General features: G+C 42.6%; 24 protein-coding genes. 17 read left to right on the forward strand and 7 right to left on the reverse strand.

The window, feature by feature from the left end; all coding sequences use genetic code 11:
• Positions 1–268 precede the first annotated feature (268 nt).
• From ECA1_RS07970 to ECA1_RS07990, 5 genes are all read left to right on the forward strand, one after another.
• Positions 269–931 (forward strand): 2,3-bisphosphoglycerate-dependent phosphoglycerate mutase, encoded by a 663-nt coding sequence (locus tag ECA1_RS07970; RefSeq protein WP_015509852.1) that lies wholly within the window; start codon positions 269–271, stop codon positions 929–931.
• A 103-nt stretch (positions 932–1,034) separates the two neighbouring features.
• Positions 1,035–1,301 carry an ACT domain-containing protein gene (locus tag ECA1_RS07975; protein ID WP_005230142.1) on the forward strand — a complete coding sequence of 89 codons (267 nt, stop codon included), beginning with the start codon at positions 1,035–1,037 and terminating at the stop codon, positions 1,299–1,301.
• An 8-nt stretch (positions 1,302–1,309) separates the two neighbouring features.
• Positions 1,310–2,659, forward strand: a complete 1,350-nt coding sequence (locus tag ECA1_RS07980; RefSeq protein ID WP_060792174.1) for a PFL family protein — start codon at positions 1,310–1,312, stop codon at positions 2,657–2,659.
• Between the two features lie 140 nt (positions 2,660–2,799).
• Positions 2,800–4,392: a TPM domain-containing protein gene (locus ECA1_RS07985; protein ID WP_060792175.1), complete on the forward strand. Its 1,593-nt coding sequence runs from the start codon at positions 2,800–2,802 to the stop codon at positions 4,390–4,392.
• A 216-nt stretch (positions 4,393–4,608) separates the two neighbouring features.
• Complete coding sequence (locus ECA1_RS07990) at positions 4,609–5,226, forward strand: HAD-IA family hydrolase (protein ID WP_005230151.1); 618 nt, start codon at positions 4,609–4,611, stop codon at positions 5,224–5,226.
• 72 nt (positions 5,227–5,298) lie between these two features.
• Here the strand turns inward: ECA1_RS07990 and ECA1_RS07995 are convergent, their stop codons facing one another.
• Together ECA1_RS07995 and ECA1_RS08000 are read right to left on the reverse strand one after the other, a co-directional pair.
• On the reverse strand, positions 5,299–6,741 hold the full coding sequence (locus ECA1_RS07995; protein WP_060792176.1) for a sensor histidine kinase: 1,443 nt from the start codon (positions 6,739–6,741) through the stop codon (positions 5,299–5,301).
• A complete protein-coding gene (locus ECA1_RS08000; protein ID WP_005230154.1) occupies positions 6,731–7,399 on the reverse strand; it encodes a response regulator transcription factor in 669 nt (222 codons plus the stop codon). The genes ECA1_RS07995 and ECA1_RS08000 overlap by 11 nt, the downstream gene beginning before the upstream one ends.
• Positions 7,400–7,569: 170 nt before the next feature.
• Between ECA1_RS08000 and ECA1_RS08005 the strand changes: the two genes are divergently transcribed.
• Both ECA1_RS08005 and ECA1_RS08010 read left to right on the forward strand, forming a co-directional pair.
• Positions 7,570–9,369 carry a penicillin-binding transpeptidase domain-containing protein gene (locus ECA1_RS08005; RefSeq protein WP_060792177.1) on the forward strand — a complete coding sequence of 600 codons (1,800 nt, stop codon included), beginning with the start codon at positions 7,570–7,572 and terminating at the stop codon, positions 9,367–9,369.
• 198 nt (positions 9,370–9,567) lie between these two features.
• Complete coding sequence (locus ECA1_RS08010; RefSeq protein WP_060792178.1) at positions 9,568–10,608, forward strand: CAP domain-containing protein; 1,041 nt, start codon at positions 9,568–9,570, stop codon at positions 10,606–10,608.
• 117 nt (positions 10,609–10,725) lie between these two features.
• Here the strand turns inward: ECA1_RS08010 and ECA1_RS08015 are convergent, their stop codons facing one another.
• The gene (locus ECA1_RS08015; protein WP_010749643.1) at positions 10,726–11,751 is read right to left on the reverse strand and encodes an AraC family transcriptional regulator; all 1,026 of its coding nucleotides are present in this window, start codon (positions 11,749–11,751) and stop codon (positions 10,726–10,728) included.
• 167 nt (positions 11,752–11,918) lie between these two features.
• On the opposite strand from ECA1_RS08015, the gene ECA1_RS08020 reads away from it, so the two are divergent.
• From ECA1_RS08020 to holA, 6 genes are all read left to right on the forward strand, one after another.
• Positions 11,919–13,208 carry a PTS sugar transporter subunit IIC gene (locus ECA1_RS08020; RefSeq protein WP_060792179.1) on the forward strand — a complete coding sequence of 430 codons (1,290 nt, stop codon included), beginning with the start codon at positions 11,919–11,921 and terminating at the stop codon, positions 13,206–13,208.
• 19 nt (positions 13,209–13,227) lie between these two features.
• Positions 13,228–15,822 (forward strand): family 78 glycoside hydrolase catalytic domain, encoded by a 2,595-nt coding sequence (locus ECA1_RS08025; protein WP_060792180.1) that lies wholly within the window; start codon positions 13,228–13,230, stop codon positions 15,820–15,822.
• 87 nt (positions 15,823–15,909) lie between these two features.
• A complete protein-coding gene (locus ECA1_RS08030; protein ID WP_060792181.1) occupies positions 15,910–16,551 on the forward strand; it encodes a ComEA family DNA-binding protein in 642 nt (213 codons plus the stop codon).
• A gap of 93 nt (positions 16,552–16,644) precedes the next feature.
• The gene (locus ECA1_RS08035) at positions 16,645–17,142 is read left to right on the forward strand and encodes a ComE operon protein 2 (RefSeq protein WP_005230159.1); all 498 of its coding nucleotides are present in this window, start codon (positions 16,645–16,647) and stop codon (positions 17,140–17,142) included.
• Complete coding sequence (locus ECA1_RS08040; protein WP_060792182.1) at positions 17,114–19,357, forward strand: DNA internalization-related competence protein ComEC/Rec2; 2,244 nt, start codon at positions 17,114–17,116, stop codon at positions 19,355–19,357. The genes ECA1_RS08035 and ECA1_RS08040 overlap by 29 nt, the downstream gene beginning before the upstream one ends.
• Before the next feature lie 31 nt (positions 19,358–19,388).
• The gene (gene holA, locus ECA1_RS08045) at positions 19,389–20,408 is read left to right on the forward strand and encodes a DNA polymerase III subunit delta (RefSeq protein WP_034869424.1); all 1,020 of its coding nucleotides are present in this window, start codon (positions 19,389–19,391) and stop codon (positions 20,406–20,408) included.
• Between the two features lie 52 nt (positions 20,409–20,460).
• Here holA and rpsT read toward each other — a convergent pair whose 3' ends face one another.
• Positions 20,461–20,715: a 30S ribosomal protein S20 gene (gene rpsT, locus ECA1_RS08050; RefSeq protein ID WP_005230162.1), complete on the reverse strand. Its 255-nt coding sequence runs from the start codon at positions 20,713–20,715 to the stop codon at positions 20,461–20,463.
• A gap of 236 nt (positions 20,716–20,951) precedes the next feature.
• On the opposite strand from rpsT, the gene ECA1_RS08055 reads away from it, so the two are divergent.
• Together ECA1_RS08055 and ECA1_RS08060 are read left to right on the forward strand one after the other, a co-directional pair.
• Complete coding sequence (locus ECA1_RS08055) at positions 20,952–22,007, forward strand: inorganic phosphate transporter (RefSeq protein WP_060792183.1); 1,056 nt, start codon at positions 20,952–20,954, stop codon at positions 22,005–22,007.
• Positions 22,008–22,019: 12 nt separating this feature from the next.
• Positions 22,020–22,643: a DUF47 domain-containing protein gene (locus tag ECA1_RS08060; protein WP_005230171.1), complete on the forward strand. Its 624-nt coding sequence runs from the start codon at positions 22,020–22,022 to the stop codon at positions 22,641–22,643.
• 76 nt (positions 22,644–22,719) lie between these two features.
• Here the strand turns inward: ECA1_RS08060 and ECA1_RS08065 are convergent, their stop codons facing one another.
• From ECA1_RS08065 to ECA1_RS08075, 3 genes are all read right to left on the reverse strand, one after another.
• Positions 22,720–23,553, reverse strand: coding sequence for an undecaprenyl-diphosphate phosphatase (locus ECA1_RS08065; protein WP_005230172.1), 834 nt, complete (start codon positions 23,551–23,553; stop codon positions 22,720–22,722).
• Positions 23,554–23,701: 148 nt separating this feature from the next.
• Positions 23,702–24,406: a histidine phosphatase family protein gene (locus ECA1_RS08070; RefSeq protein ID WP_005230175.1), complete on the reverse strand. Its 705-nt coding sequence runs from the start codon at positions 24,404–24,406 to the stop codon at positions 23,702–23,704.
• A gap of 33 nt (positions 24,407–24,439) precedes the next feature.
• On the reverse strand, positions 24,440–25,060 hold the full coding sequence (locus tag ECA1_RS08075) for an MBL fold metallo-hydrolase (RefSeq protein WP_060792184.1): 621 nt from the start codon (positions 25,058–25,060) through the stop codon (positions 24,440–24,442).
• A gap of 98 nt (positions 25,061–25,158) precedes the next feature.
• On the opposite strand from ECA1_RS08075, the gene ECA1_RS08080 reads away from it, so the two are divergent.
• Positions 25,159–25,572, forward strand: coding sequence for a GNAT family N-acetyltransferase (locus tag ECA1_RS08080; protein ID WP_236596044.1), 414 nt, complete (start codon positions 25,159–25,161; stop codon positions 25,570–25,572).
• A 280-nt stretch (positions 25,573–25,852) separates the two neighbouring features.
• Complete coding sequence (locus ECA1_RS08085; RefSeq protein ID WP_016611127.1) at positions 25,853–26,389, forward strand: hypothetical protein; 537 nt, start codon at positions 25,853–25,855, stop codon at positions 26,387–26,389.
• Positions 26,390–26,460: the final 71 nt, after the last annotated feature.

Consider the following 26,460-nt stretch of genomic DNA (forward strand, 5'->3'; position numbering starts at 1 on the left):
TTGTAGAGCGTAAAACCATTTATTCAAATTATTTGCAATCCAAGGAAGAAGAAAGTGGAAAAGGCGCAGCAGCCATTTTCTATACACATCTATTTGAAAGGATGCTTAGAAAATAACGGATAATGAAGAAAGAAAGCAGCTTCGCTTAAACGAGAAACAGAATCTGCAATGACAAAATAAAAAGTTGTCTGAAACAAAGCGGCAAAAACGAAACATAAGACATTTTTTGGATTTCTTGCGATAATAAAAGAGAAGAGGAGGCGATAGAATGAAGGTCGTATTGATTCGACATGGTGAAAGCGAAGCAAATTTTGAAAATTACTGGACAGGGTGGCTGGATGTTTCTCTGACCGAAAAAGGCCGACAACAAGCTTGGGCTGCGGGGGAACAGATCAAAGAATTAGGGATTTCCTTTGATTTTGCCTTTGCATCTGTGCTGCAGCGAACGATCATCACTTGCGATGCCGTTCTGGAAGCCAGCAATCAGCTTTGGGTTCCTGTGAAAAAAACATGGCGCCTAAATGAACGTCATTATGGCCAATTAGTAGGGGTCAATAAAGATGAGATGGTGGCAAAGTATGGAAAAGAACAGGTGCAAAAATGGCGACGTGGATATGATGAACCGCCTTTATATGTGGAGGAAAATGATTTAGACCGACGCTATGATTCTTTAGACCCTCGCTTGATACCTAAGGGAGAAAATCTGGGGATGGTGGTGGCGCGAGTAGTCCCATTTTGGCAAGACCAGGTGGTTCCGTTACTTAAAGATCATAAGAATATTCTCATTACTGGTCATGGGAACAGCTTGCGGGCGTTAGTCAAATACTTGGAAGACGTGCCAAAAGATGCCATGGATACGATCGATATTCCTAACGCACAGCCGATCATTTATGAGTTTGATAGCCAAGCAAACTTGATTGAACGGGCGTAATAACGAACATTTAAAGAATAAACCACATTTTCGTTTGATGTTACATCGAAAATGTGGTTTTGTTGTGCTATAATAAGAAAAATTTTATGAAAGGCGGGAGGATATGAAAGCCGTATTAACCGTTATTGGAAAAGACAAGGTTGGGATCATTGCTGGTGTTAGCCAGAAATTAGCAGAATTAGAAATCAATATTTTAGATGTGTCCCAAACGATCATGGAAGATTACTTCACGATGATGATGCTTTTAAACATGGATGCCAATCAGGATTTTGATGGTGTTCGTGAGGAGCTTCACCAAATTGGTCGTACATTAGGTGTAAAAATCAGCATTCAAAATCAAGAGATTTTTGATACCATGCACAAATTATAGGAGGCACTATGGAGACAAATCAAATACTTGAAACCATTCGCATGGTGGAAGAAGAAAACTTAGATATTCGTACCATCACAATGGGGATCTCATTATTGGATTGTATTGACGCCGACATTGATCGTACCTGTGAGAAAATTTTTCAAAAAATTACAACAAAAGCGAAAGATCTTGTCAAAGTCGGCGAAGAGATCGAAAGTGAATATGGCATTCCGATCATTAACAAGCGGATTTCGGTTACCCCTGTAGCGATCGTAGTGGCAGCTTGCCAGCCGACACCCGCAGACTGTATCAAAGTTGCGAAGACCTTGGATCGAGCGGCGCAAGAAGTCGGAGTAAATTTCATCGGCGGCTATAGCGCACTAGTAGAAAAAGGCTATCAAGGCGGCGACCTTGCATTGATCGAATCGATTCCAGAAGCCTTGGCTCAAACCAATTTTGTCTGTTCGTCGGTCAATATTGGATCAACGAAAGCTGGGATCAACATGGATGCAGTACGTCTGATGGGAGAAACAGTCAAGAAGACGGCTGAGGCATCAGATATGGGCTGTGCGAAGCTCGTCGTCTTTGCGAATGCAGTGGAAGACAATCCCTTTATGGCAGGGGCTTTTCATGGGGTCGGTGAAGCTGATGTGGAAATCAACGTTGGTGTCAGCGGACCTGGTGTCGTCAAACGTGCCTTGGAAAAAGTCAAAGGCGAGTCCTTTGATGTTGTGGCGGAAACAGTCAAAAAAACAGCTTTCAAGATCACGCGGATGGGGCAATTGGTCGGGCGCGTGGCTTCCGAGCGCTTGGGCGTTCCATTCGGGATCGTCGATCTTTCGCTGGCGCCAACTCCTGCAGTCGGCGATAGTGTGGCATTGATTTTAGAAGAAATGGGTCTAGAATCTGTCGGTACCCACGGAACGACAGCGGCTTTGGCCTTGTTAAATGATGCAGTAAAAAAAGGCGGCGTAATGGCATGTAACCATGTTGGGGGTCTGTCGGGTGCCTTTATCCCCGTTTCTGAAGACGCAGGGATGATCAAGGCTGTAGAAGCTGGTTTATTGAATTTAGAAAAACTTGAAGCCATGACGGCGATCTGTTCTGTCGGTTTGGATATGATTGCGATTCCAGGAGATACTTCTGCTGAGACGATCGCCGCAATGATTGCGGATGAAGCAGCGATCGGCGTCATCAACCACAAGACGACAGCTGTCCGAATCATTCCAGCGAAAGACAAAAAAATCGGCGACCGCATTGAATTTGGTGGATTATTAGGGACGGCACCAGTGATGAAAATCAATCCTGCACAGTCTACTGATTTCATTTTACGTGGGGGACGTATTCCCGCTCCGATCCATTCATTCAAAAATTAATTTGTACTCCTTTACTAGGAAAATATGATAAAATGACCTTTAAAAGACCGACCAAAATGCTGTCTTTTAAAGGTTTTTTAGTCATCTAACTATTTTTTTCATGCTTAAGGCGGATGTTTTATCATTTGAAATCGAATACAATGAAAGATAACACGATGAAAAGGGGTGGTAAAATGAAGAAAATCTTCCAACTTGGGATGTTGGTTTTTGTTGGTTTGATGGGATTTTTTGTCCTTCAACCATCAATTGCCTTTGGACAGACATTTGTTCGTGATGATGCCGGGGTCCTTTCACAAGAGACGATCAAACAAATCGATACTTTGAATAAAGAGGGCTTTCAATCATTGACTGGAGCACCAGAATATGCTGTGATCACGATCCCTTCTTTAGATGGGCAATCGATTGAAGAGCGTAATTTGGAACTGTTCAATGAGTATGGTTTAGGAAATCCAGAGGACAATAATGGACTATTGTTTCTCTTTGCCATTGACGATCGTGAATTTCGTCTAGGTTATGGCGATGGACTATCCTATGTCTTCAGTGAGCTATCGGAAGATGATTTAGTGGATGAAGATGCCAAAGACGCATTACGAGATGAAGATTATGATACAGCGATATTGGCAGCTTCTAATGAAGTCTATCAGCGAATGAAAGAAGCGGATGAAACGATTGGTTTAGGGACGATCTATCAAGATGGCAAGCAAATGTTAGCAGAAAAACAGGCACAAGAAGCAGAAGCCACTAAGCAGATGTGGTTCACTATTGGTAAAATCGTCAGTGGTGTCGTAGCGGCAGCAGCTGCAGGCCTTGTCGGGTTCATCAGTTTTCGCCATCTTAAAACCAAACGGCGTTTTGAAGAGCACCTGCCATTGCCGAAACATCTGTTAGAAGATAGTCACTTCCAACAGAAAGATTTCTTGAAATGGGCTAGCAATAGAAAGAACTATCAGCGTTACCATCAGTATCAGACAGCAAAAGATTGTCAACAAGCATTTACGCAGTATGTGACGAGGACTTATGTGCCAGCGAAATTGACTTCGGTCACTGGATTGTCGACAGCGGATAAACGAGTCATCCAACACGGCTTGACGAATCCAGCAATTGGCGCCTATTTTTCAAACTTGCTGATGAAGAAACAAACCACGGTCAAACATTTCGGTCAGGTGATCCTTACACAACATGACACCTTAAAAACCTATGAAGCCCAATTAGGCAGGGAAGTGACTGAACGGATGACAGACTACGATTTGCCTGATGCGGTGTTACCCGAAAATCTGCCTTTAGCAGATGCTTATCGAGCAGAAATAGCCAAGCAAGCCAAAGAAGAGATCAGAAGACGCAATGAGCAAGGGCGATACTTAGCTCAACTTGTGACGGAAAAAGCGACCTATCCTGAGATGGTACAAGCCATTCCAAAAGAAGTTTCTGATGTTCTAGCGGAAGTGAAAACAGATGCCTTGTTCCAAGTTGACTTGAAACAGGTTTATCAAAATCACCCAGATTTAGCGAACAAATTATCCTCATTTGATGCTTCTGATCGAGCAGCCGTTTTGAATAATGCTCGCCAAGAGTATGACCCCCATGGTATGAATATGGCGTTGTTCTTTGTGATGATGAATAATCATGTGACCCATCAAGAACAAGTCATTGCCGATACGCAAAGTTCTTCGAATGATTTTGGCGGCTTTAGCGGAGGAAGCAGCAGCGGTGGCGGTGTTTCTGGTAGCTGGTAATTTTTCGTAAGGAAGAACGTTCATTGTTCTGCAATACATTCGCTTGCATGTAGGTTTGTGCAAGCGGAAGGATTGTATGGTCAATGGCGTTTTTTCTTGTAGAAGAAATCCCTTGATAAATAAGACAAACCAAACAAAGTGTGGTAAACTTTTTAGAGTTACTGAAAATGAATGGAACTTTCATTCATTTGAAAAAGGGAGAAAACGAGGGATATCATGTACCAATCTTACATATGGGATTTTGACGGAACACTTTACGACAGCTACCCAATCATGTTAAAAGCTTTTATCAAGACATTGAAGGAGTATGGCTTTGATCCAGATCCAGCGGAGATTTATTATATACTGAAAGATTCATCTTCCAAAAAAGTTGCTGAAAAATACAACTTAGATTTTCAAGAGTTCACTAAAGCATTCAAAGCAAATGAAGCGCTGGATGATCGTTTGCCGCTTTCCTTTGCAGGAACCAAAGAAACATTAGAAGCCGTGGTTGCTGCTGGGGGCAAGAACTACATTTTGACCCACCGCGATGTCGTCTCAACGAAAGAACTGTTAGAAAAAGAACAGATGGCAGACCTGATCGTTGAGATCGTTGGCCCAGAAAACAACTTCCCCCGCAAACCGGATCCAACTTCCCTGATTTATCTTGTTGAAAAGTATCAACTAGACAAAGATCAGACTGTCATGATCGGCGATCGCACGATGGATGTTTTTGCAGGACAAGGAGCAGGTGTCAAGACGATATTTTATGATATAGAAGGTCTCTTAAAAGATGTATCTGCCGACCATACCGTCCAATCAATGGCTGAAATACAAGAAATCATTAAGTCTTGAGAAATCAAGGCTTTTTTTGTGCAAAGAAAGTAAGTCATTCAGTCCTCATGACGAACGGTATAAACGTGGTTCTCACTGATCTTCTAGTCTCGGCACAACAAACCAAAAACAAGTCACGCCATTTTTCGACTCAGCGCCATATTCGAAGGCATGAGAAGTCAAAATGGTTTTTACGATCGCTAAGCCGATGCCGGTTCCTTCTTTATGTCCTGCTTGATGTTGGATGCGTTGGTATCTTTCCCAAATAAGTTCGAGTTGTTCTGGAGGGATATCTTTTCCAGGATTGATGACAGCAACTTTTGTTCCTGCAGATGTATTCGTTAATTTGATTAAGAGTCGTTCATTTTTAGGTGTATGGTTGATGCCATTGTTTATTAAATTACGCAAAACCTGTTCCATTTTGATGCGATCAAAAAGAGCATTTCCATCCGTACGATCTGCTTCAAAATCGACAGTGATGTCATATTGATTGGCGATCCCTCTTGCGTAAGCAACGACGGAGGAAACCACCTCGTATGTATTCCAGATTTCATTTTTAAGTTGTGTGTAGCCAGCTTGCATGATAGAGAAATCCATGATGTCATCGACCATAGCACTCATGCGGTGGGCTTCGCTGATAATTAGGTCCATATGTTCTTTTCGAAGGCGTTCGTCGTTTCCAGATACATCACGTACCATCTCCCCATAGCCAGTGATCAACGCAAGGGGGGAGCGTAGTTCATGAGAAACATTGGCAATCACTTCTTTTCGCAAGACGTCTACTCGCTGAAGTTCTGTGCTTAAGTCCGCAACCGATTCAGAAAGTGTACCTAATTCATCACTACGCTTAAGTTTGGGTACGGAATAAAGCTCGCCGTTGGTTAAGCGGATGATGGCTTCTTTGATGGTTTTGATCGGGCGAATAAAATGCTGTGCTAAAAAAAAGGAGATCGTTGACGCAAAAATAGTTAATATGATGGTGAATAGAAAGAGTTGCTGTCGATTCAAGCTTTGAAGCGCTTCGATTTGAGTGATCGTATTGGAGAGCAAAAGGGCAGCTGGGCGTTGGAAAAGAGTGGTAGGAACGCCAATAAGAATGGCAGAAGACTTTTCAAAGTCTTCTACAGCACTCAGGCTCTCACCATCAAGGACAGTTGGTGCGTGAGATAACAACCAGTTGTATTCGTTGCTCAACCCATCTATGTTTAATTGCTGTCCATTGTTAAATGCCGCCAGAATTTCGCCATCCTCGTCGACTAAGAAAAGAGTCCCAACTATCGTTTTACTGAGGAAAAGTAATGGCTCTTCTGGTAAGTCATCTGGATCTACTGCCATTTCTTCAATAGCGGCAGCTGTTTCCTGAACTGTTTCTAAAAGTGATTCTTTCGTTACATTGATATAATTTGGTTCAAAGAGCAAAATTTGAACAGTCCACAAAAAAGCGATGCCAATGATGACCAGCAGCATATTGGCGGACCAAAGCCGCACGAGTAATTTACTTTTGATGTAAGTAAAACCTAACCGACTAGTCTTCATAATCAAATTTATACCCAACTCCCCAAACCGTTTGGATCAACTCTCGGTAATCCCCTAGACGCTCTCGCAAGGACTTGATGTGTGTATCCACTGTTCTGGTATCTCCGAAATAATCAAAGCCCCAGACACCTTCTAAAATTGATTCTCGGCTCAAAGCGATATGATTATTTTTCGTCAAATAGACCAGCAGATCGAATTCTTTTGGCGTAAGCGGCAGAGGATTCCCATTGATCGTTACAGTATGAGAAAAAACATTGACTTCGAGATCACCAAAAACGATCTTTTCGAACTGAAACTGACTGCTTCGTTTCAACACAGCTTTGATGCGAGCCATCAGCTCTTTAGGGCTAAATGGCTTGGCAATATAATCATCGGCACCAAGATTGAAGCCAAAGAGTTTGTCATACTCTTCCTTTCGAGCGGTAATCATAATGACTGGCGTGTTACAGCTGCCTCTGATTTCCGAAAGCGTCTGAAAGCCATCTTTTCCCGGCATCATGACATCTAGGAGGATCAAATCGAATGAATGATTGGTTAATTTTTCCAAAGTTTCTTTTCCATCCGCTGCCTCAAAACATAGATACCCTTCGATCTCCGCATAAGTTTTCACTAAGGCGCGCATATGAGTATCATCATCAACGATCAATATTTTTTGCAAATTTATTCACATCCTTAAAAATAATTTATATTTTTTAAAGTATATCACAGCATAATCGCTGATTTAATAGGAAAATGACTCTTTGAAAAATAATTGTTCTTTCCCTCACAAGATCATTACAAATACCCAATACTATAGAGGTATATTCAATCGAAAGGAGCGCTTTGACGATGTATGACTATCATATGGTCAGAAAGAAAAAAGCAAAGAAAAATCGTAAGCTAGTCGGTCATTGGTTATACATAATCAGTCTTGCGCTTTTTATGGGTTTTTCTGCACGTTTGATTTACATTGTTCAAGTCGGCGTGATTGCTGGCGTCTCTTTGTCTGAAAGAATAGAAAATTTGTATTATAGTTCACGATCGATCGAAACAAGTCGAGGGGCGATTTTTGATCGGCAGGGGACAGTGATCGCACAGGATATTCTTTCCTATACTGTTCGAGCGGTTCTTTCTGAAGATTACATTGATAATGGACGACCCATGTATCTAGACAGAGCGCGCTTTGAGGAGACCGCAGCGATTCTTTCGGAGTATTTACCTATTTCTAACGAGCAAGTTTTGTCAATCTTGTCAGATGGTGCGAATCAAACAGATCCGCCTGTCTTTCAAGTGGAATTTGGCAATGTTGGCAGTGGTCTAAGTGTGACTACTCGAAATCAAATCGAAGCGGCGTTTGATGCAGCTGGAATCAATGGTATCTATTTCGATGCTCGTTCAAGTCGCAGTTATCCGAATGGTATCTTTTCTTCACATTTGATAGGGACAACGTCAGGTGATGAAGAGATCCGAGTCGGAGTTTCTGGATTAGAATATGTACTGAACGACTTTTTGAAGAATCAAAATGGGCGAGAGTCCTTTCAAGTCAATGCTTCAGGGAATCCCGTTCCCGCAACCAATCAAACCGTAGAAGAAGGAGTAGATGGGAATGATGTTTGGACGACATTAGATGCTCATCTGCAGTTATTCACTGAATCAGTGATGGATGAAGTTATGGAACAAACACGACCAGAAAATCTAACGGCTTTATTGATGGATGCGAAAACTGGGGAGATTTTAACGATGGCTCAAAGACCTAGTTTTCATCCAGAGACCCAAGAAGGAATTGCGGATGAGCACTTTATTTGGCGTAATCTTTTTACGGAAGAGATGTATGAGCCTGGTTCGACCTTGAAGCTGGCAACCGTTGCGGCAGCTATTGATGAAGGTGTTTTTGATCCGACGGAACGCTACAATCCTGTGAGTATGCAGATTGAAGATCGAGTCATTAATGACCACGACTCAGGAGCAAATGGTGAGTTGACGATGCGGCAAGCGTTAGCTTGGTCAAGCAACACGGGGATGGTTCGACTTCAGCAACGGATCGGTTTTGATCATTGGGCACAGTATTTAACTGATTTTGGATTAGGGAAAGTTACAGGAAGTGAGCTTCCTGGGGAAGTGCCTGGGATCTTACCTTCAAGAAATCGGGTGGATTATGCCATGAGTTCCTATGGCCATGCGATCGGCGTCAATCAGATGCAGATGATGCAGCTATTTAGTGCATTTGCCAATGGTGGCGAGATGATACGTCCGCAATTGATTCGGCGAGTAGGGGAAGAGACCCAAGTTTTTCCAGAAGTCGTTTCCCAGCCTATTTCACAAGCAGCAGCTGATGCTGTATTGGAATACATGACCGATGTAGTGACGGATGAACGTTATGGCACCGCTTATGATGTATACCAACTGACGAACCATGAGATTTCTGTCAAAACTGGGACTGCTCAGATCGCCAATGAGAATGGTCAAGGCTACATGACGGGAGAGTTTGATTATATTTATTCGGCGGTCTCCATCTACCCAACGGATGATCCACAGTTTATTCTTTACCTCACTATCAAGCGACCAGAAGAATACGATCGACATACATTAGCTAAAATCGCCAATCCCTTGATGGAGCGTTCGATGGCGCTGCAAAGTTTTCGTGAGTAAAAAAAGTTTCTTAACAGGAGCTTAAAAAGACCTAGATCATCTAAGAAATTTCATGATGCAGCTGGTCAACTTCCCACAGGAATGATAGTCTTTAGAAAAGACAGGAAGGGTGCATCAGCGATCCAATCTAGGGATGAATGAATGGATAAACGATCGCGCTAAAGCTAACACATAAAGATTCATTGACGGAGGTGTCATATGAAAAAAATAAAATTCTTGATCAAAAGCATTTTTCTCATCGGGCTTCTTTATTTTGCAAGCCAGATGATCACATGGCAAGACGGACGCTTGGCATTTCGTGATGCCCGACTCAACGAGATCACTCAATCTCTCTCGTCCCAATTTTCTCTTTCACAAGACACTTCAGCAAGGCCAGCGGCAGAAACGCCTGCCCAGACATATTTATATAATGAATCACGACAAGTGATCGAAGAAACCTTTGGGGAAGCGATCAATGAATCAGCGAATCGGTATGGACTGAACTGGACTTCCTATCACGATGATTTTCGTAACTTCATGATGGTGATGTACGATGAACATGATATTGCGCAAGGGATCTATACGAATCAAGACACGATTCTTATCGATGACACGCTAGGTATCGGGTCTTCAAAAGCAAGCGTTCGTAATCAGATGGGGACGCGTCAAGAAAGTCTACAACGAGGATCACGACGGTATCGCATCGATTCGGATGCCGACTATGATCTGTTCTTGCAAGACGATCAATTGATTACTTTTTTCTATGATGTTCATGCCGAAGATACAGTGACTGCGATCCAAATCATCAATCGCTCCCTAGAAACACGCCATGCGAATGATTTTCGCCAAAATCAAGCCGCCATTTTAAGCGGTTTACGAACACAGTTATTTGAATTAACGAATGCCACCCGAGTGAAATTTGGTTTGTCACCCCTTGGTTTCAGCGAAGCAACCAGTGAGACTGCCGTGAAGCATAGCCAAGACATGGCAGAACATCGATACTTTGACCATATCGGGTTAGATGGATCGACTCCATTTGATCGGATGCAAGAAGACGGGATCAGCTTCACTGCTGCAGGGGAGAATTTGGCATTTGGCCAGGCCAGCAGTATTTACGCCCATCAAGGTTTAATGAATTCAGAGGGACATCGGGCAACGATTCTAAACGATGAGTATCAATTTCTCGGGATCGGTATTGCGATCGATACCAGCGAACAGCCATATTATACAACGTTGTATCACCGAGGATCGGCGTCGTAAATTCCTGAATTGCTTGAAACTGATTAGTTAAAAAACACTGCTCATTTGAGATTGCTACGTTAGCAGCATCAAGTGAGCAGTGTTTTTTGTCGATAAAATGGTGTGCAGCAGTATCATTTAGTTTTGACGGTAGGCATGAGGAGAGCACTGATACTTCTTTTGAAACAGCTTATAGAAGAATGAGACATTTTTATAGCCGACTTGGTGTGCGATTTGTTCCACAGGCAGAGAAGAGTTTCTCAACAATAAACTGGCTTGATTGAGTTTTAATTCTTGAAGGATCGTCACAAAGGATCGACCAAGCTGCTGACTGATACGGCGACTCAAATAGCTCGGGTTGTATCCAAATGTCTCCGCAACCGAAGCTAGTGTGCAAGTAGCGAAATGTTTCTCCAGATAGTCCAACACTTCTCCGAGGTACAATTGGTCACTGTTTTGCGACTCGATCCGTTGTTTTTCCTGGAAGTTACGAACAAGTTCGGAAAAAATAATGATCATATAGGAATGGATGACCTCATGAGAACCGAAGGAGGGGTTGAAGAACTGGGCCAAGACCCCGAAAATCGCATCAATCAAATAGTCGTTGTTACTCGTTTCAAACACTAGGTATTGATTGTGCTTTTGGCTTTCAGATAACGCATTGATGGCAAAATCGGCGATCATGCTATTGGAGGCCAACCGACTGAGCATCTGCGTGGAAAAGTACTCTTTGCTGATCAAAAAGTTAATAACAATGTCGTCTTGATTTGTTTCGATAATTTGGTGGATCACCCCAGTATCTAGTAAGCAAAAGTCACCCGCCTTTAGGATCACTTTTTTCTCATTGATCATGATCGTGACTGTTCCAGAAAAAACATAATTCATTTCGATAAAATCATGCTGATGTAGTGGTGTAGAAGAAAAGCGTGCATGTTTTAAAATCAAGAGCTGGCTTGTCTTAAGAAATCCGCTATCCTGCGGTCGTTTTCGTATGAGACGAGAAAGGTGTTTTTCGAAGGTATATTGGTAAATTGGCTCATTTTTCTCAGTGTAGACTTTCTTGAAATCCTCATAATTGTATGGAAGGGTTTGCGTCTTTTTAAGGGCTATTTCTTCAGTAGTCGTCAATTGTTGTAACTGCTGCAGAATGTTTTGTTTATCCATCGCTTTCTCCTTAGGTAAAAAATAGTCAATGAAATAGTAGAGTATCGTCATTGAAGACAGGTAGAGATAGTATATAATACTTGTATGATAGCGTTATCAATTATCATAATCCGGATGATAATAATAGTCAATAGTACCAGCAAATTCGAAAGAAATGGGGAATCACCATGAACCACGACAAACCATCATTAGGGGATAAGATCCAAAGTACCCTTGGTCCATTTGCAAGTAAAGTCAATGGGAATATTTATATTACTTCAGTTAGGGATGCAATGTTAGCTTACATGCCATTCACCTTTATTGCGTCGATCTTTTTAATTATTGCTTTTTTTCCGATCCAACAAGTGACCGATTTTATTACTATGGTGTTGCGAACAGAAGATGCTAGTGTCTGGCAAGAGAAATTGCTCTATGTCAACAATGCCACACTCGCAATCGGGGGTTTGCTAGTTGTCATTTCCCTCGCAAAATCACTGGCAGAAAAACTTGAAACAAATTTTTTGCAATGTGTCTTAACTGCTTTTGTTTCCTTTTTACTATTAACACCGTTGGATGCAATGGAAGCAGGAACTTTTTTAGATATCACCCGCGTTAGCGCGCAATCGATGTTTTTAGCGATTATTGTCGGTATTTTTAGTACTGTTCTGTATAAAAAAATTGAGGAAAAAGGAATCAAAATCAAAATGCCAGCAGCGGTTCCACCAGCTGTTTCTGGACCATTCGAATCGGTGATTCCATCTTTTCTTGTCATCACGACGATTTGGGTCATCCGACTCATCATCGAAGCCTTATTTAACAGTGATGCCATGACGTTGATCAATGGGACCCTTGGGATTCCATTAACTATGTTAGGTGGCTCCCTAGTTGGAATGGTCGTTGTGAAAATTTTCGAGCAATTCTTGTGGTTTTTTGGCCTTCATGGAACTTCGATCATTCAAGCAGTGATGGACCCAATCCATCAAGTCCTTGAAGATCAAAATCGTGTGGCATCAGTGGCGGGAGAGATTCCAACGAATATTATCAGTATGAGCTTTCGGAATCATTTTGCCTCGATTGGGGTCGTCGGTGCGATCATTGCTATTTTGATCGTAGCAAAAAGCAAACAGTACAAAGAGGTTGGAAAAATTGCTAGTGTTCCTTATATTTTCAATATCGGTGAACCAGCGTTGTTCGGGATACCGTTAATGTTGAATTTCAGTTTTCTCATTCCCTTTGTTTTTGCGAATGCCGTCACAACGATCGTCGCTTACTTTGCCTTTTATTTCGGGTTAGTCCCGATCCCAACAGGGCTTGCACAAATTCCTTGGACGACTCCGCCGATCATTAGCGGCTATTTTGTCACTGGTAGTATCATGGGCGCATTGCTACAAATCGTCTTGATCGTGATCGCAACGGTGATTTGGTTGCCATTTATCAAAGTTGCTGATAAGCAGATCTGTATTGAAGAAGCACAATAACCCACGAAAGGAGCAGCGTATGAAAGAAACGATAACCATCAACGGGAAGACAAAGCCATTAACAGTGGATTTAAATGATCCGGTCCTTATTGAGTGGTCAATGACCAATCACCAAGGCTATCGATTGCAACTCTTCAATGAACAGCAGCAAGCAGTGTATGACGTTTCCAACATAGCCGCTTCTGAGAATAAACTGGCGGTCCATTTACCACAGCATCCACAGCGAAAAAAATATCAAGTCAAATTGACAGCAGGAGCAGGAAACGATGTCACCGTTTACAGCAGTGTGTTTTTCACGATAGAAAAGCGTGAGCAACCTAAAGAAACCATGGGCAAGTGGATCACTCGCTTAGATGATCCAATTAAAAAAGAACGGTTTTATTTTTCAGAAGAGAAAAATAGCTGCTTGTCCCGCTCCTTCACACTGGAAAAGTGTCCTTCCTATGCAGTGATCGATTGCTGCGGGCTTGGTTTTTATCGCTTGTCTGTTAATGGAAAAACGGTATCAGATGTTTATTTAAACAGTGATGTAACGAACTATGATCGAGTCGTCTACTATGATACTTATGAGTTAACTGATTTTTTACAGGAGGGAGACAATCGGATCGAAGTTGAACTTGCGAATGGCTGGTTCAACCCTGCTCCGATTGAGATTTTAGGTCGGTATAACATCCGCAAACAACTAGCGATTGGTAAACCTTGTTTCTGGGGGGAGCTTCAGTTAAATGACGGAGGAGAGAATCGCTACATTTACTCAGACAATCAGTGGCAGAGTAGTTTTGGGTCTTATTTGCAAAACAATCTTTATATAGGAGAAATCGTTACCGATGTACCTGATCCTCGTCCAGAAGGAAAAACGGTACAAATTGCTGGTCCCGCGGGACGTTTTAAGCCAAGCTTTATTCCTAAGATCAAGCGCACACAATCGATCGTTCCCCAAAAAATGACCGAAACTGCAGCGGGACTGCTTATTGACTTCGGTCAAATCATCAGCGGTCAATTTGCTTGTACACTTGAGAAAGATTTCATTGGTCAGATCAGAATCAGCTATGCAGAAACATTAGATGAGCAAGGCACCCCTGATTATACGTCTACGATCAGTGGAACTTATGGCGTCTACGATCCCTATGAAGGGAAGCAGCCAGATGATCGCATCGTTCAACGAGACATCATTGAGAAAACGGCAGCGAGGACGTTCGTTTTTGAAAACCGCTACACGTATCATTCCTTTCGCTATGCGTTGATCGAGACGAAACCTGCTAACAAGCTTCAAGCGATTGTGGGCGCAATCAAAGCCTATCGCCTGCATACGGATGTGAAATCGTTGGTAACCCTTGAAACCTCCGATCCCTTCTTAAATCAGTTATGGGCGGTTGGCCAAGCCACGCGGTTGAACAACATCCACTCGTATTTTGAGGACTGCACCCGTGAGCGGTTCGGATATGGGGGAGACATCGTCGCTTTATTGCCAACACAGATGGCAGATCTGGCGATTGAGCCGTTGTTGGAAAAAGTGTTGTGGGATTTTGCCAACGACCAACGACCGGATGGTGCAATGACTGCAACTGCGCCATTTGTAGGAATCATGACAAATGGTCCATCAAATGATGGTGGTGCGTTAGGGTGGCAATTGGTAGTTCCAGAGCTTGCTTTGGCATTGGTCAAGACCTATGGGAAACAAGCAGCGGTTGCCAAGCTGCGTCCACAGTTGGAACGGCACTTCAACTATTTACTCGCTTTTGATTTTGATTATATCGCCCAGTGCTGCCTCGGTGATTGGGGAGCAATTGATGAAATTCAGCAAAACGGGGTCATTACTTCGCCAGATCAGTCCTTTTGCTCTGCCTGTATGTATCTGCTTTTACTACAGCGTTACCAAGAATTGATCGACTTGAGGATCATTGGTAACGAGGACTATTGTCAGCGAGTGACAGCAGCGATCCAGTACACGACACAGCAAATCAAACAGCAGTTTTCTAAAGGAAATGAGCAATACGGCGCGGGTACCTTGTCTAGCATGATCTTTGCAATGAAAACAGGACTCAGTGAGAAAAAACAAACCCTGCCAAAACTAGTACAACGGATCAAGCAGCAAGAGGGGATTTTCTCTTTCGGCATCTTCGGGATGGCATGGAGTTATCAGCTGCTGGCTGAAGCTGGCTATAATGATATTATTTTTGATTGGTTAACGAGGAAATCTGCGCCTAGTTATGCAGCAATGCTGGCAAGTGGAAACGGCACTTTGATGGAACATTTTCCAACGCCGCAACATTCAGCCACTTACGAGGGTTCGTTGAATCATGCCATGTTTGCTTCTTATGGGTATTGGTTTGTTCGTCATTTATTAGGCATTCAGATGACAAGCGCTGGGATACTGATACAACCAGCCTTCGATGTACCTGTAGCTCATGTCAAAGGCTCCTTACAAAGTACGTTTGGATTAGTAACTTTAAGCTGGGAAAAGACTGATCGTACCGTTCGCTTAACGGTGGAGTTGCCACGAACATGTGGCTATGAAATCAGTCAGATGAAAGGTTTTAGAAAAGTCAGCGAGAAAATAGAGGATGTGGGGAGCCAAAAGAAAGTTACCTGTCACTATACGATTACTTCTTAGCTGGTGAAAAAGTCGACACGTGGAAAGTGTTGACTTTTTTTCTGTCCTTGATTACTTTTTGCGTATTTCATCTATGAGGTGGTGAAAATGGATCGATGGAAGCTGCTCAAAGACTATTGGCGATTTGCAGTTGGTGGTGCTGTTTTGATGGTTTTGCTGATCATCTGGTTTGTACCGTTCTCGCAAAACAAAGAAACAAGCTGGCAATCAATGGCAGATGCAGAAGGTCAATCGTCTGAAATGGGGGAAGGTGGAACCCTTCAAGAAGATGGTCTTCACGATGAAGAGTATGAGATCGTTATCGATGTCAAAGGAGAAGTGCACCAACCGGGCATTTATCGTTTAAAATCAGGTGTGCGGATGTATGAATTGATCGAACAAGCAGGTGGTCTGACAGAAGAGGCGTTAGAAACAGCCATAAACTTAGCACAGGTGTTGCAAGACCAACAGATGGTGATCGTCCCTCATAAAGAGGATCAAGCGTTTATGGAGATGAATGCTTCAGGAGTAGGTGGCAACCAGACAGCAGTGACACAAATCAATCTGAATCAAGCCAATGCGCAGCAACTGCAAGAACTGCCAGGCGTGGGTGCCAAAAAAGCAGAAGCAATCATCGCTTACCGCGAAGAATATGGCTTTTTTAAACAGATTGATGACCTAAAAAAGATCACAGGCATCGGAGAGAAGACCTTTGAGTCCTTGAAAGAGATGATTACAGTGACGGACTGAACCAAATAAAAGTAAGAAATACTAAGAAATGACGGTTGAAAATTCAAGAAATTCGATTAGAATAGAACTAATCAATCGCAAAGGAGCAAATGAATGAGCAATACGAGAATCCCTTGGGACCAGTATTTTATGGCGCAAGCTGTTTTACTTTCTTTACGCAGTACGTGTTCCCGACTTGAAGTCGGCGCTACATTAGTCAAAGATCGCCGAATCATCGCTGGAGGCTACAATGGGTCAGTCAGTGGCGATGTACACTGCATCGACGATGGCTGTTATGTTGTCGATGACCATTGTATTCGGACGATTCATGCAGAAATGAATGCCTTATTGCAATGTGCAAAATTAGGGGTGTCAACAGACAATGCGGAAATCTATGTGACGCATTTTCCTTGCCTTCCCTGTACGAAAGCAATTTTGCAAGCAGGGGTCAAAACGATCCATTATTTGAATGACTATCGCAACAATCAGTATGCAATGGAACTGATTCAACAAGTAGGTGCTTCCGTCCACCAAGTTGAACTTGATCCGGTGTATTTTGAAAAACTTTCATTTGGTGTGCTGAATGATGCACAACCAACAAAAGAGAACTGATTCATTTTTATTTCTTAGTATTATTTTTGCTTGTTCGGTGACTGCTTACTATGTGCAGTCCATCTTACTGGGACTCATTGCACTTTATTATTTCGGGATGCTTGTCTTAAGACGACAAGCATTTTTGTGCATGATTTGTTTTGTCGGACTGTTGCTGTTAAGTGTCCGCGTCTGTCTTTCTCGGACTGGAAACATACAAGAAGGTGAGTATCAAGGGGTAGTCAATGTGTTGCCAGACACGATCAAAATCAATGGTGATCTGCTTACGTTTGAAGCAAAATCTTCCGCAGGTAAAGTGATTGGCCGTTACACGATTTCTTCAGAGACTGAAAAACAGCAATGGCAGGATCGATCCGATTGGGGAAGAAAGCTGCTGGTGAATGGAATTTTCTCTCTTCCTGAAAAACCACGAAACCGCCACGGGTTTGACTATTCTGCCTATCTAGCCAGTCGATCAATAATTGGCACAGTCCATATCGAGCAAGTTGTAGGAATGGAAGCAGCAGACTCAGGCTTTTCGCTTGCAAAAATTCGAGCAGAGGTTATTTCTTCTGTGCAACGAATCTTTCCTGAACGCTCAGCAGCCTATATCAATGCGTTGCTCTTTGGTTTTAAAGACCATGACTTTCAAGAAGTACGTCAAATGTATCGTGCTAGTGGCTTATTGCATTTCTTTACGATCTCAGGAATGCATGTCGTCTTATTTTTCAAGTGGTTTCGCGGATGCTTCTGCCGATTGGGGTTTACGCAACAAGAAATGCTGTTGCCAATGGGGGTCTTTTTCTTGGTCGTAATTGGGATTTGTGGCGGCGGCATTAGTGTCTGGCGTGCTGTCTTGGCATTGTCGGTTACTCAAGTGGCCACTCTTTATCAACAACGGCTATCGGCAAGTGATCATTATGGGATCGTCTTAACGGCTCTTTTATTCGTTGATCCCAAAGTATTGCTTCAAACATCGGGGCAACTAAGTCTTTTGATGACCTTCCTGATAGTGATGCAGCGACCGATCAAATTGACGTGGTTTTGGCGCAGTCAGTTCCTCACGGTGCTGGCTGCGCCTGTCATTGTCTCGCTCTTTTATGAATTTCCATTATTTGGGGGCTTTTTGACGTTTGTCTTTTTACCGTTTTTTCAATTGGTTTTGCTGCCAGCCTGTTTCTTAATGTTCATTGCTGGGACGCTTTTCCCAACCATCAGTGGGCTGATTGCGCTTTTTGAAGAGCTTTTATTACTTATGGAAGTTGTCGTGGGCGCTGTAGGAGGCGTATCGATAACGGTGGGTGCCCTTCCTGCAGGATTGGCAGCTAGTTGTTGTTTGCTTGGCCTGCTCTGTTACCAAAAGAAACGGTGGCTGCTGGTGATCTGTTTTTCGATTGTTGTACCAATCGTCTTTCAACAGAATCGCGTTTTACCCACCATTAGTTATGTCGACGTTGGTCAAGGCGATAGTATCGTTTTACAGGCAGAAAAAAATCGCGAAGTTTATGTGATCGATACTGGAGGTTCTCTATCTTTTCCGAAAGAAAACTGGCAAGAGCGCAAACGACAAGCTGCCGCGGAATCTACATTGATTCCTTTTTTGAAAGGGGAGGGAGTCAGGAAGATTACTGGTTTGTTTCTAACTCACGGGGACACGGACCATATGGGAGATGCGCTAGCATTGATGAAGGCGATTCCTGTTGAAACGTTATATCTTGTACCAGGAAGTGAACAAGATCACCGCATCGCCAAGCTTTTAAACGAACTGCCTAATCAGACAAGCGTTGTTTGGACGACGGTTGGCCAAGTGGTGGGTGATTTCCTTCAGTTGCAAGTATTGGCACCAGAATCAGGTGCAGGACAAAACGAAGATTCGATGGTGATTAAAACCAAGGTAGGGGATAAAACATTTTTGTTTACTGGCGATCTCGAACAAGCAGGGGAAAAAAGGTTGATTCATGATTATCCGAATTTAAAAGTTGATGTATTGAAACTAGGGCATCATGGCAGTCGAACCTCGACGGCACCTGAGTTTGTTGCGGCAATCGATCCCCAATTCGGGATTGTTTCAAGTGGACGGAACAATCGGTACGGGCATCCTCATGAAGAGGTGCTTGAAACATTGGCAAATCAGACCGTTTTGCGAACCGATCAGCAGGGCATGATTCAATTTATTTGGTCTGAAAAACAACAATCATTTTTGATAAAAACGCTGCTAGACTATCCGATTGACTAATGGTAGGATAAGAATGAAAGCGGGGGGAACGATGGAATTACAAAAAGCGTTGCAAGCAATTCGAACCAAGGAGTTGCAATCGATTTATCTGGTCATCGGCAGTGAAATGTTTCTACAAGAGCAAGTGCGCACGGCCTTTTTGGAGCGTTTTTCCGTTGGGAAAGATGATCTGAATTTTGCTTCCTTTGACATGGAGAAAGATCCCCTTGATATGGTGATCCAAGAAGCCCAATCGTTGCCTTTTTTTGGCGATCAGCGATTACTGTTCGTTGAGCGGCCATTTTTCTTAACGGCTGAAAAAAAGAGCAATGCACCTGAGCATGACCTAGATGATTTTTTGAATTATATCAAAGACCCATTGGAATCATCGGTAATGGTGATTTTTGCAGATGTCGATAAATTAGATGAACGGAAAAAAATTACTAAGCAGTTGAAGAAAGCCGCAGTTGTAATTGATGTCGCACCTATGAAAGAAGCCGACGTGCGTCAGTATCTCCAACAGTCGTTGGCCAATGATGGCATCGAAATGAGCCGAGAGGCGTTTGATTTGTTTTTACGGTTAACGGATCTGCACCTATCAAAAGCGATGCAGGAGTTACAGAAACTACGGCTGTATGCAGGAAATGGCAATAAAATTACGAAAGAGATCGTCTTGCAGTTGATCCCTAAGACGTTGGAACACAATGTCTTTGAATTAACCAGCGATGTCTTAAAGGGGAACGTATCGGATGCGTTGCGCTTGTATGACGATCTATTATTGCAAGGGGAAGAGACGATCAAGATCAATGCTATCTTGATCAGCCAAGTCCGTCTGCTTTTACAGGCGGCGATTTTGATGAAAATTGGCTACCAGCAAGCCAATATCGCAGAAACGTTGGGGATTCATCCGTACCGAGTGAAGTTAGCGATGCAGCAAGCTCGGGGGTTTGGAGAAAAGCAATTAGCGGCACTATATAGTGAATTGATCGAAAATGATTACTTAGTGAAAAGTGGTCAGATGGACAAAGAGTATTTGTTCCAGCTATTTGTTTTAAAACATGGCAAACAGTAAGTCAAAAAGAAAGGCGCAGCAATCGATGATTGCTGCGCCTTTCTTAATTTGCTTATTTTGCAATTTTTTTACTTAAACGAGATTTGTCGCGACTAGCTTTGTTCTTGTGGATCAATCCTTTAGTCTCAGCCATATCGATTGCTTTAACAGCATCTTTATATAACGCATCTACGTTATCAGCACCAGCTTCAACAGCTTGATCAAATTTTTTGATTGCTGTACGCATTGTGCTTACTTGAGATGAATTCTTAGCATTAGCCGCTTCGCTTGTGCGAACACGTTTGATTGCAGATTCAATGTTTGGCATGTATTTCACCTCCGAAAAAAAAGTTCAATTACGTTTAGAAAACGTATAAATCAACACTAGTCATTATACCTAATGCCAAGAGTGATTGCAATAAAAGTTGTAAAGAAATTTTACTTAACACAAAAATTTGTTTTTTGGCCGTGCTATTTTTTGCTTTATGGATTTTAAAAATGCTTCTTTACACATTTTTTACTGAATAGTTATAAAAAGTTTACACAGAAACAGCTTTCTATGCTATGATTACTTCGGAATTTTTAAATGGGGGAATCTATGTGAATATCGCTTTGTTTCTAACGATTGTGTTGTCATTAGGGGTGATTTTCGTCAACGGCTGGACGGATGCGCCGAATGCTATTGCAACCGCTGTCTCCACGAGAGTCTTACGCCCGAATATCGCCATTGGCATGGCAGTCGTCATGAATTTCTTAGGTGTGCTAGTGATGACGTATTTTAATGCGCAAGTTGCAGAAACCATCAGCAACATTGTGACTTTTGATTCAGGCGGGAGTTTTCGGGTCTCACAGATCGCATTAGCCGCTGCCTTGTTTTCAATTGTTGTTTGGACGGTCGCAGCTTGGTATTTTGGGATCCCAACCAGTGAATCCCACGCGTTGATCGCAGGACTGACTGGTGCAGCCATGGCCCTTGGTGGGTTACATGCAGTCAATGGCGAGGAGTGGCTGAAAGTTTTGATCGGTCTTGTCGTTTCTACGTTGATGGGCTTCCTTGGCGGCTTTCTGATCACGAAACTGATCGTATGGCTCTTTCGCGATACCCAACGGCGAAAAGCCAACAAAATTTTTACAGTTGGTCAAGCCATTGCGGCTGGTGCCAATGCGTTCTTACATGGTGCACAAGATGGCCAAAAATTTATGGGTGTCTTCATGTTAGGGCTTTTCTACAACAATCTTGCTGAAAAGACCGGCAATGGCTTTTCGATCCCACTCTGGGTGATGGTTCTTTGTTCCTTGACCATGGGGATCGGTACTTCTGTCGGTGGGATGAAAATCATCAAATCAGTAGGGATGGATATGGTAAAACTGGAAAAATACCAAGGCTTTTCTGCAGATGTTACCGCTGCGATCTGTTTGTTCTTGTCTTCCGTATTCGGTATCCCAGTTTCAACGACCCATACAAAAACGACTGCCATCATGGGGGTAGGGGCTTCTCGACGTTTTTCTAGCGTTGATTGGCGCATCGTGAAAGAAATGATCTATGCTTGGATTTTAACGTTCCCTGGTTGTGGGTTGATTGCGTTTCTAATGGTGAAAATTTTATTGCTAATTTTGTGAGGAGAGAAAGTAATGGCACGAAAAAAAGGATTTGATTATTTTGCGGCAATGGAGCAGTTGGCAACAAATGGCCATCTAGCTGCGAAACGTTTTTCGCTGTTGATCAATGATTACTCTGAAACAGCGTTAAGTGAAGCGGCAGCTGAGATTCATGGATTAGAAAAGGAAGGCGATCAGGTGATCGCTGAGTTAACGAATGAGTTGTACGACTCATTTATCACACCGATCGATCGCGAAGACATCCTGGTCATCTCAGAGCGCTTAGATGATATTTTGGATGGCATTATGGGACTGACTTATTTATTTGAGAATTTGGTCATTACGAAGATTCGCCCTGAGACGAACTTATTTGCTGAAATGATCGTTCAAGCGACACAGGGGGTCGAAACAGCATTAAAAGAGTTTCCGAAGTTCAAAAATTCAAAAACATTGCGTCAAATGATCAACGATGTAAATACGATTGAATCAGAAGCAGATCTTTTGTATTCAAAAATGAAAAAAGCGTTGTTTACGGATGAAAAAGAAGTGCTGGAAATTATTAAGTGGAAAGATATTTATGATCGCTTTGAATCGATTATCAACGACACCGAAAGTGCGGTTGATATTATCGATGGTATGGTGATCAAAAACACGTGAGGAACTAGAGAGCATTCAAACGAAAAAAAAGAGCAACTATTGCGGCAGTTACCTGCCCAAGAGTTGCTCTTTTTGCTTATAATTGGATCAGCCAATAGCCGATCAAAATGATTCCTAAAACGATGCGATACCATCCAAATACGGTAAAATCATTCCGTTTGATGTAGTTCATCAAGAAACGGATCGCGATGATCGAAACGATGAATGACACGATGGTTCCTGTCAATAAGATGACGGTTCCTTGGAAATCAAAGGCATTGCCATCTTTCAAAAACTTGAAGATTTTCAAGGCACTGGCACCAAACATGGTGGGAATACCTAAGAAAAATGAAAATTCAGCAGCAACATAACGAGAAGCGCCGATCATGATAGCACCTAAGATAGTAGCACCAGAACGAGAAGTTCCTGGGATCAATGCCAATACTTGGAACATCCCAACGATCAATGCCGCTTTGTAGGTGAACTTGTTCAAATCGGTACATTTTGGTGCTTTATTTTTGTTGCGTTTTTCTACCACGATAAAGCCGATCCCATAAACGATCAAGACGATCGAAACGGAGAAAAAGTTGTAGAAGTGCGCATCTAACCAATCATCTAACGGTAATCCGATAATAACCGATGGCAAGACCGCCACGACGACTTTAAACCATAACGTCCATGTATCTTTTTTCTCTAACTCATTTTTCTGCGGTGAAAAAGGGTTTAGTTTATGGAAATACAAGTAGACGACTGCTAAAATCGCACCCAGTTGTATGACAACATTGAACATCGTCATAAACTCGGGAGTTACATTCAATCCGATAAATTCGTCGGCTAGAATCAAGTGACCCGTGCTGCTGATTGGCAGCCATTCCGTGATCCCTTCAATGATCCCAAATAAAATCGCTTTTATGAAATTTGTAAAAAACATTGGTTCAGTCCTTTCTATGACAAAATACAACTCTTAGTATACCGTTTCCTGATTCGAATACCAATCTTTTTCCTAAAAAAAGGGGGCAGTTTTTAAAACAAAAACTGCTCCTTTCTTAAAGAAATTGATCAACTGCCAAAGGTTTCTCTTAGGATAAAAGTTCTTGAGAGAGTGCCAAGCCTTTTTTGATGTAATCGGTATTGCCCACTTCAGCAATCGTAAAGCTGCCATCTTCGTAGATCAGTCGAGTGACCGAGCCATTTTCAATATCCATGCGAACATTGTTCTCATCATTGATCAGATGCAAAAGAAAAGCGATCGTTAAGCCATGAGACACAACTAGCGCATTGCCGCCGCCTTTTTTCTCAACGCGGTAGGCGATATCTTCAAACCCTGTTTTGACACGTTCGGTCAACACATCAAAGGTTTCCGCCCAATTGGCTGTATCTGCGTGATAGATCGCATTGGCGATCGCCTCAAACGAGACATGATTCGCAATCATATCATCGTAATCAGGAAAATCAAGAATCCGTGGCAGAACGCCCCACATTTCTGCATCATAGGCACCTTCAAGTGAGCCAAAGCACCATTCACGAATCCGTTTGTCGATATGATAAGGGATCTCTGGCCCTCTGACATGTTCACCCAGTATCAGACGCATCGTTTCGATCGCGCGGCCGCTGTCACTGGATACTGCTTCCACAAAATCCACATCTCGTAACCCGAGTCCTAAATAATGGATGCCTTGTTCACCAGTACGAGTCAATGGGGTGTCGCACCAACCTTGAACACGCTGCAATGTGTTGAACATGGTTTTCCCGTGACGCACGACATACAATTCCGTTTTTGCCATAAGTAGTAATTCCTCCTTTGGTTCGTCATTCGTTTATGCGTTAAAAAACGGATTGGTCCGTTTCTCAATCTCGATCGTTGTTGGTTCCCCGTGACCAGGATAAACGGCCATCTGATTCGGTAAAACAAAAAGTTGCGTTTGGATGCTGGTCAGCAATTGCTCAAGGTTGCCAGTTGGTAGATCGGTCCGACCGATGCTGCCTTTAAATAAGGCGTCTCCAGAAACGACAAACTTGTCAAAAATAAAACTGACGCTGCCGATGGAATGACCTGGGGTTGCAACAACCTTAAAGGACATGCCAGCTATCTCGTACTCTTTCAATTCTAGCTCGAATTCTGCTGGACGTGCGGTGATGGTTCCTAATTCAGGGTGACGACCAGAAAGGTTTTTCATAGGATCACTTAGCCATTCTTGCTCAAGCGGACTAACGTAAACGGGGATCTGATAATAATCCCGCAAATGCTCAACTGCGCCGATATGGTCATAATGAGTGTGGGTCAATAAAATCGCTGCTGGTTTTGCGCCTGTTTTTTCGATCTCAGCGATCAATCTCGCTGCTTCTGCTCCAGGATCAATAATCAACAAAAAATCTTCTTTCCAAATAAGGTAACAATTTTCTTGAACGGGTCCTGTCACTAAACCAATGATTTTCATGCTAAAACCTCCTAGGATCACAAATACTTGTGTCTGACTATAAGTATAGCTTAAAGTATAAGAGGAAACAAAGAAAGGTTTTTAGGAGTGAAAAATTAATGATAAAAACGATGAACACAGAAGACAATCGTCAGGCGATCTGTCAATGGCTCAATCATTCAACGAAAAAAACAGAGGCAGTGAGTGCCTTTTCCGATCAAGAACAGCTTTCATTTGCATTTTTTGACAATCAGGATCAACTTGGTGGGTTGATTGGGAAACGGACAGGTAATACGATTCATATTCAATTGTTTGCAGTTGATCCAAACCATCAGAATCAAGGGGTGGGGAAACAATTAATGCAAGCACTTTTCGATCACGGTAAAAAAGCGGGGTGTCGTTCCGTGACAGTTACCACCCAAGACTACCAAGCGCCACAGTTCTATCATGCAGTCGGCTTCGAACAATTTGCTGTGCTTTCTGACACGCCTGTACTTGGCACGGATAGGCTTTATTTCGTGAAGATGCTGTGACCACCCTTTGGCAGGCGGGTGATAAGGCTAACCAATAGTTTGATGAGAGAAAAGCTCAGAATTATTGTGGGAATTCGAAAATTTTTCTAAGAAACCGCATTAGCAAAAAACTGCTGTTATACTAATTAAAATAAGAAAGCGCGTGTTTCGTTTGAAACTGGTCTAATTTTTTCCTGCAGCAGAAACATTCGTCGTGACTAAGTTCGGGGAAAGTAAGTGTTCAGGACCTTGTGTTCGTTTTGATTGGTATACATCAACTTTTTGTAAGAAGGTGTTTTTTATGAAAAAATCGCTCCAATTCTTTTTCACTGTATGCTTTGCTGTGCTTCTTTTAGCGAGCTGTGGTGAGGAAGAGCTATCCATCGATGATTCGAAAGAAGTTTCTGAAACCGTTACTTCCGCCTCGAAAGCGGTTGAAAATGGCGACCTTGATTTGATGTTGATCCAAGATGAGAGTGTCATCTTTCCGCAAAGCCAAGGGGTTTATGATTTTCATGAGAATGAGTTGACGATCGTTAAGCAGTATTTGCCGATGGCAGACTTAGAAGATAGTTCAGCCAGCTCTAGTGATGTTGCCTTGTATAAAGGACAAATCGAAAGTGATTTTCAGCGTCATTTTTCCCATTCAGAGGTACAGTTGTCCAACGATCCTTATCAAATTTATGAGATCACCTATCAAGATGCCTCATACATCGTCGAAGGAAAACGTTTGACGATCATGGCAGATGGGCGAACCTTTGAGTTCACCTTAGATCCCAATAATCAGAAGGCCTATGATCAAAATGGCGTTAGCTATGACATTCAGGTCGATCAATAAATTCTCTTAAAAAATATTCCTGCTTTACTTGCTTAGGTGAGTAGAGTAGGTTTTTTTGGTAACCTTTCGTC

The organism is Enterococcus casseliflavus NBRC 100478 (assembly GCF_001544095.1).
Classification (GTDB): Bacteria; Bacillota; Bacilli; order Lactobacillales; family Enterococcaceae; genus Enterococcus_D; species Enterococcus_D casseliflavus.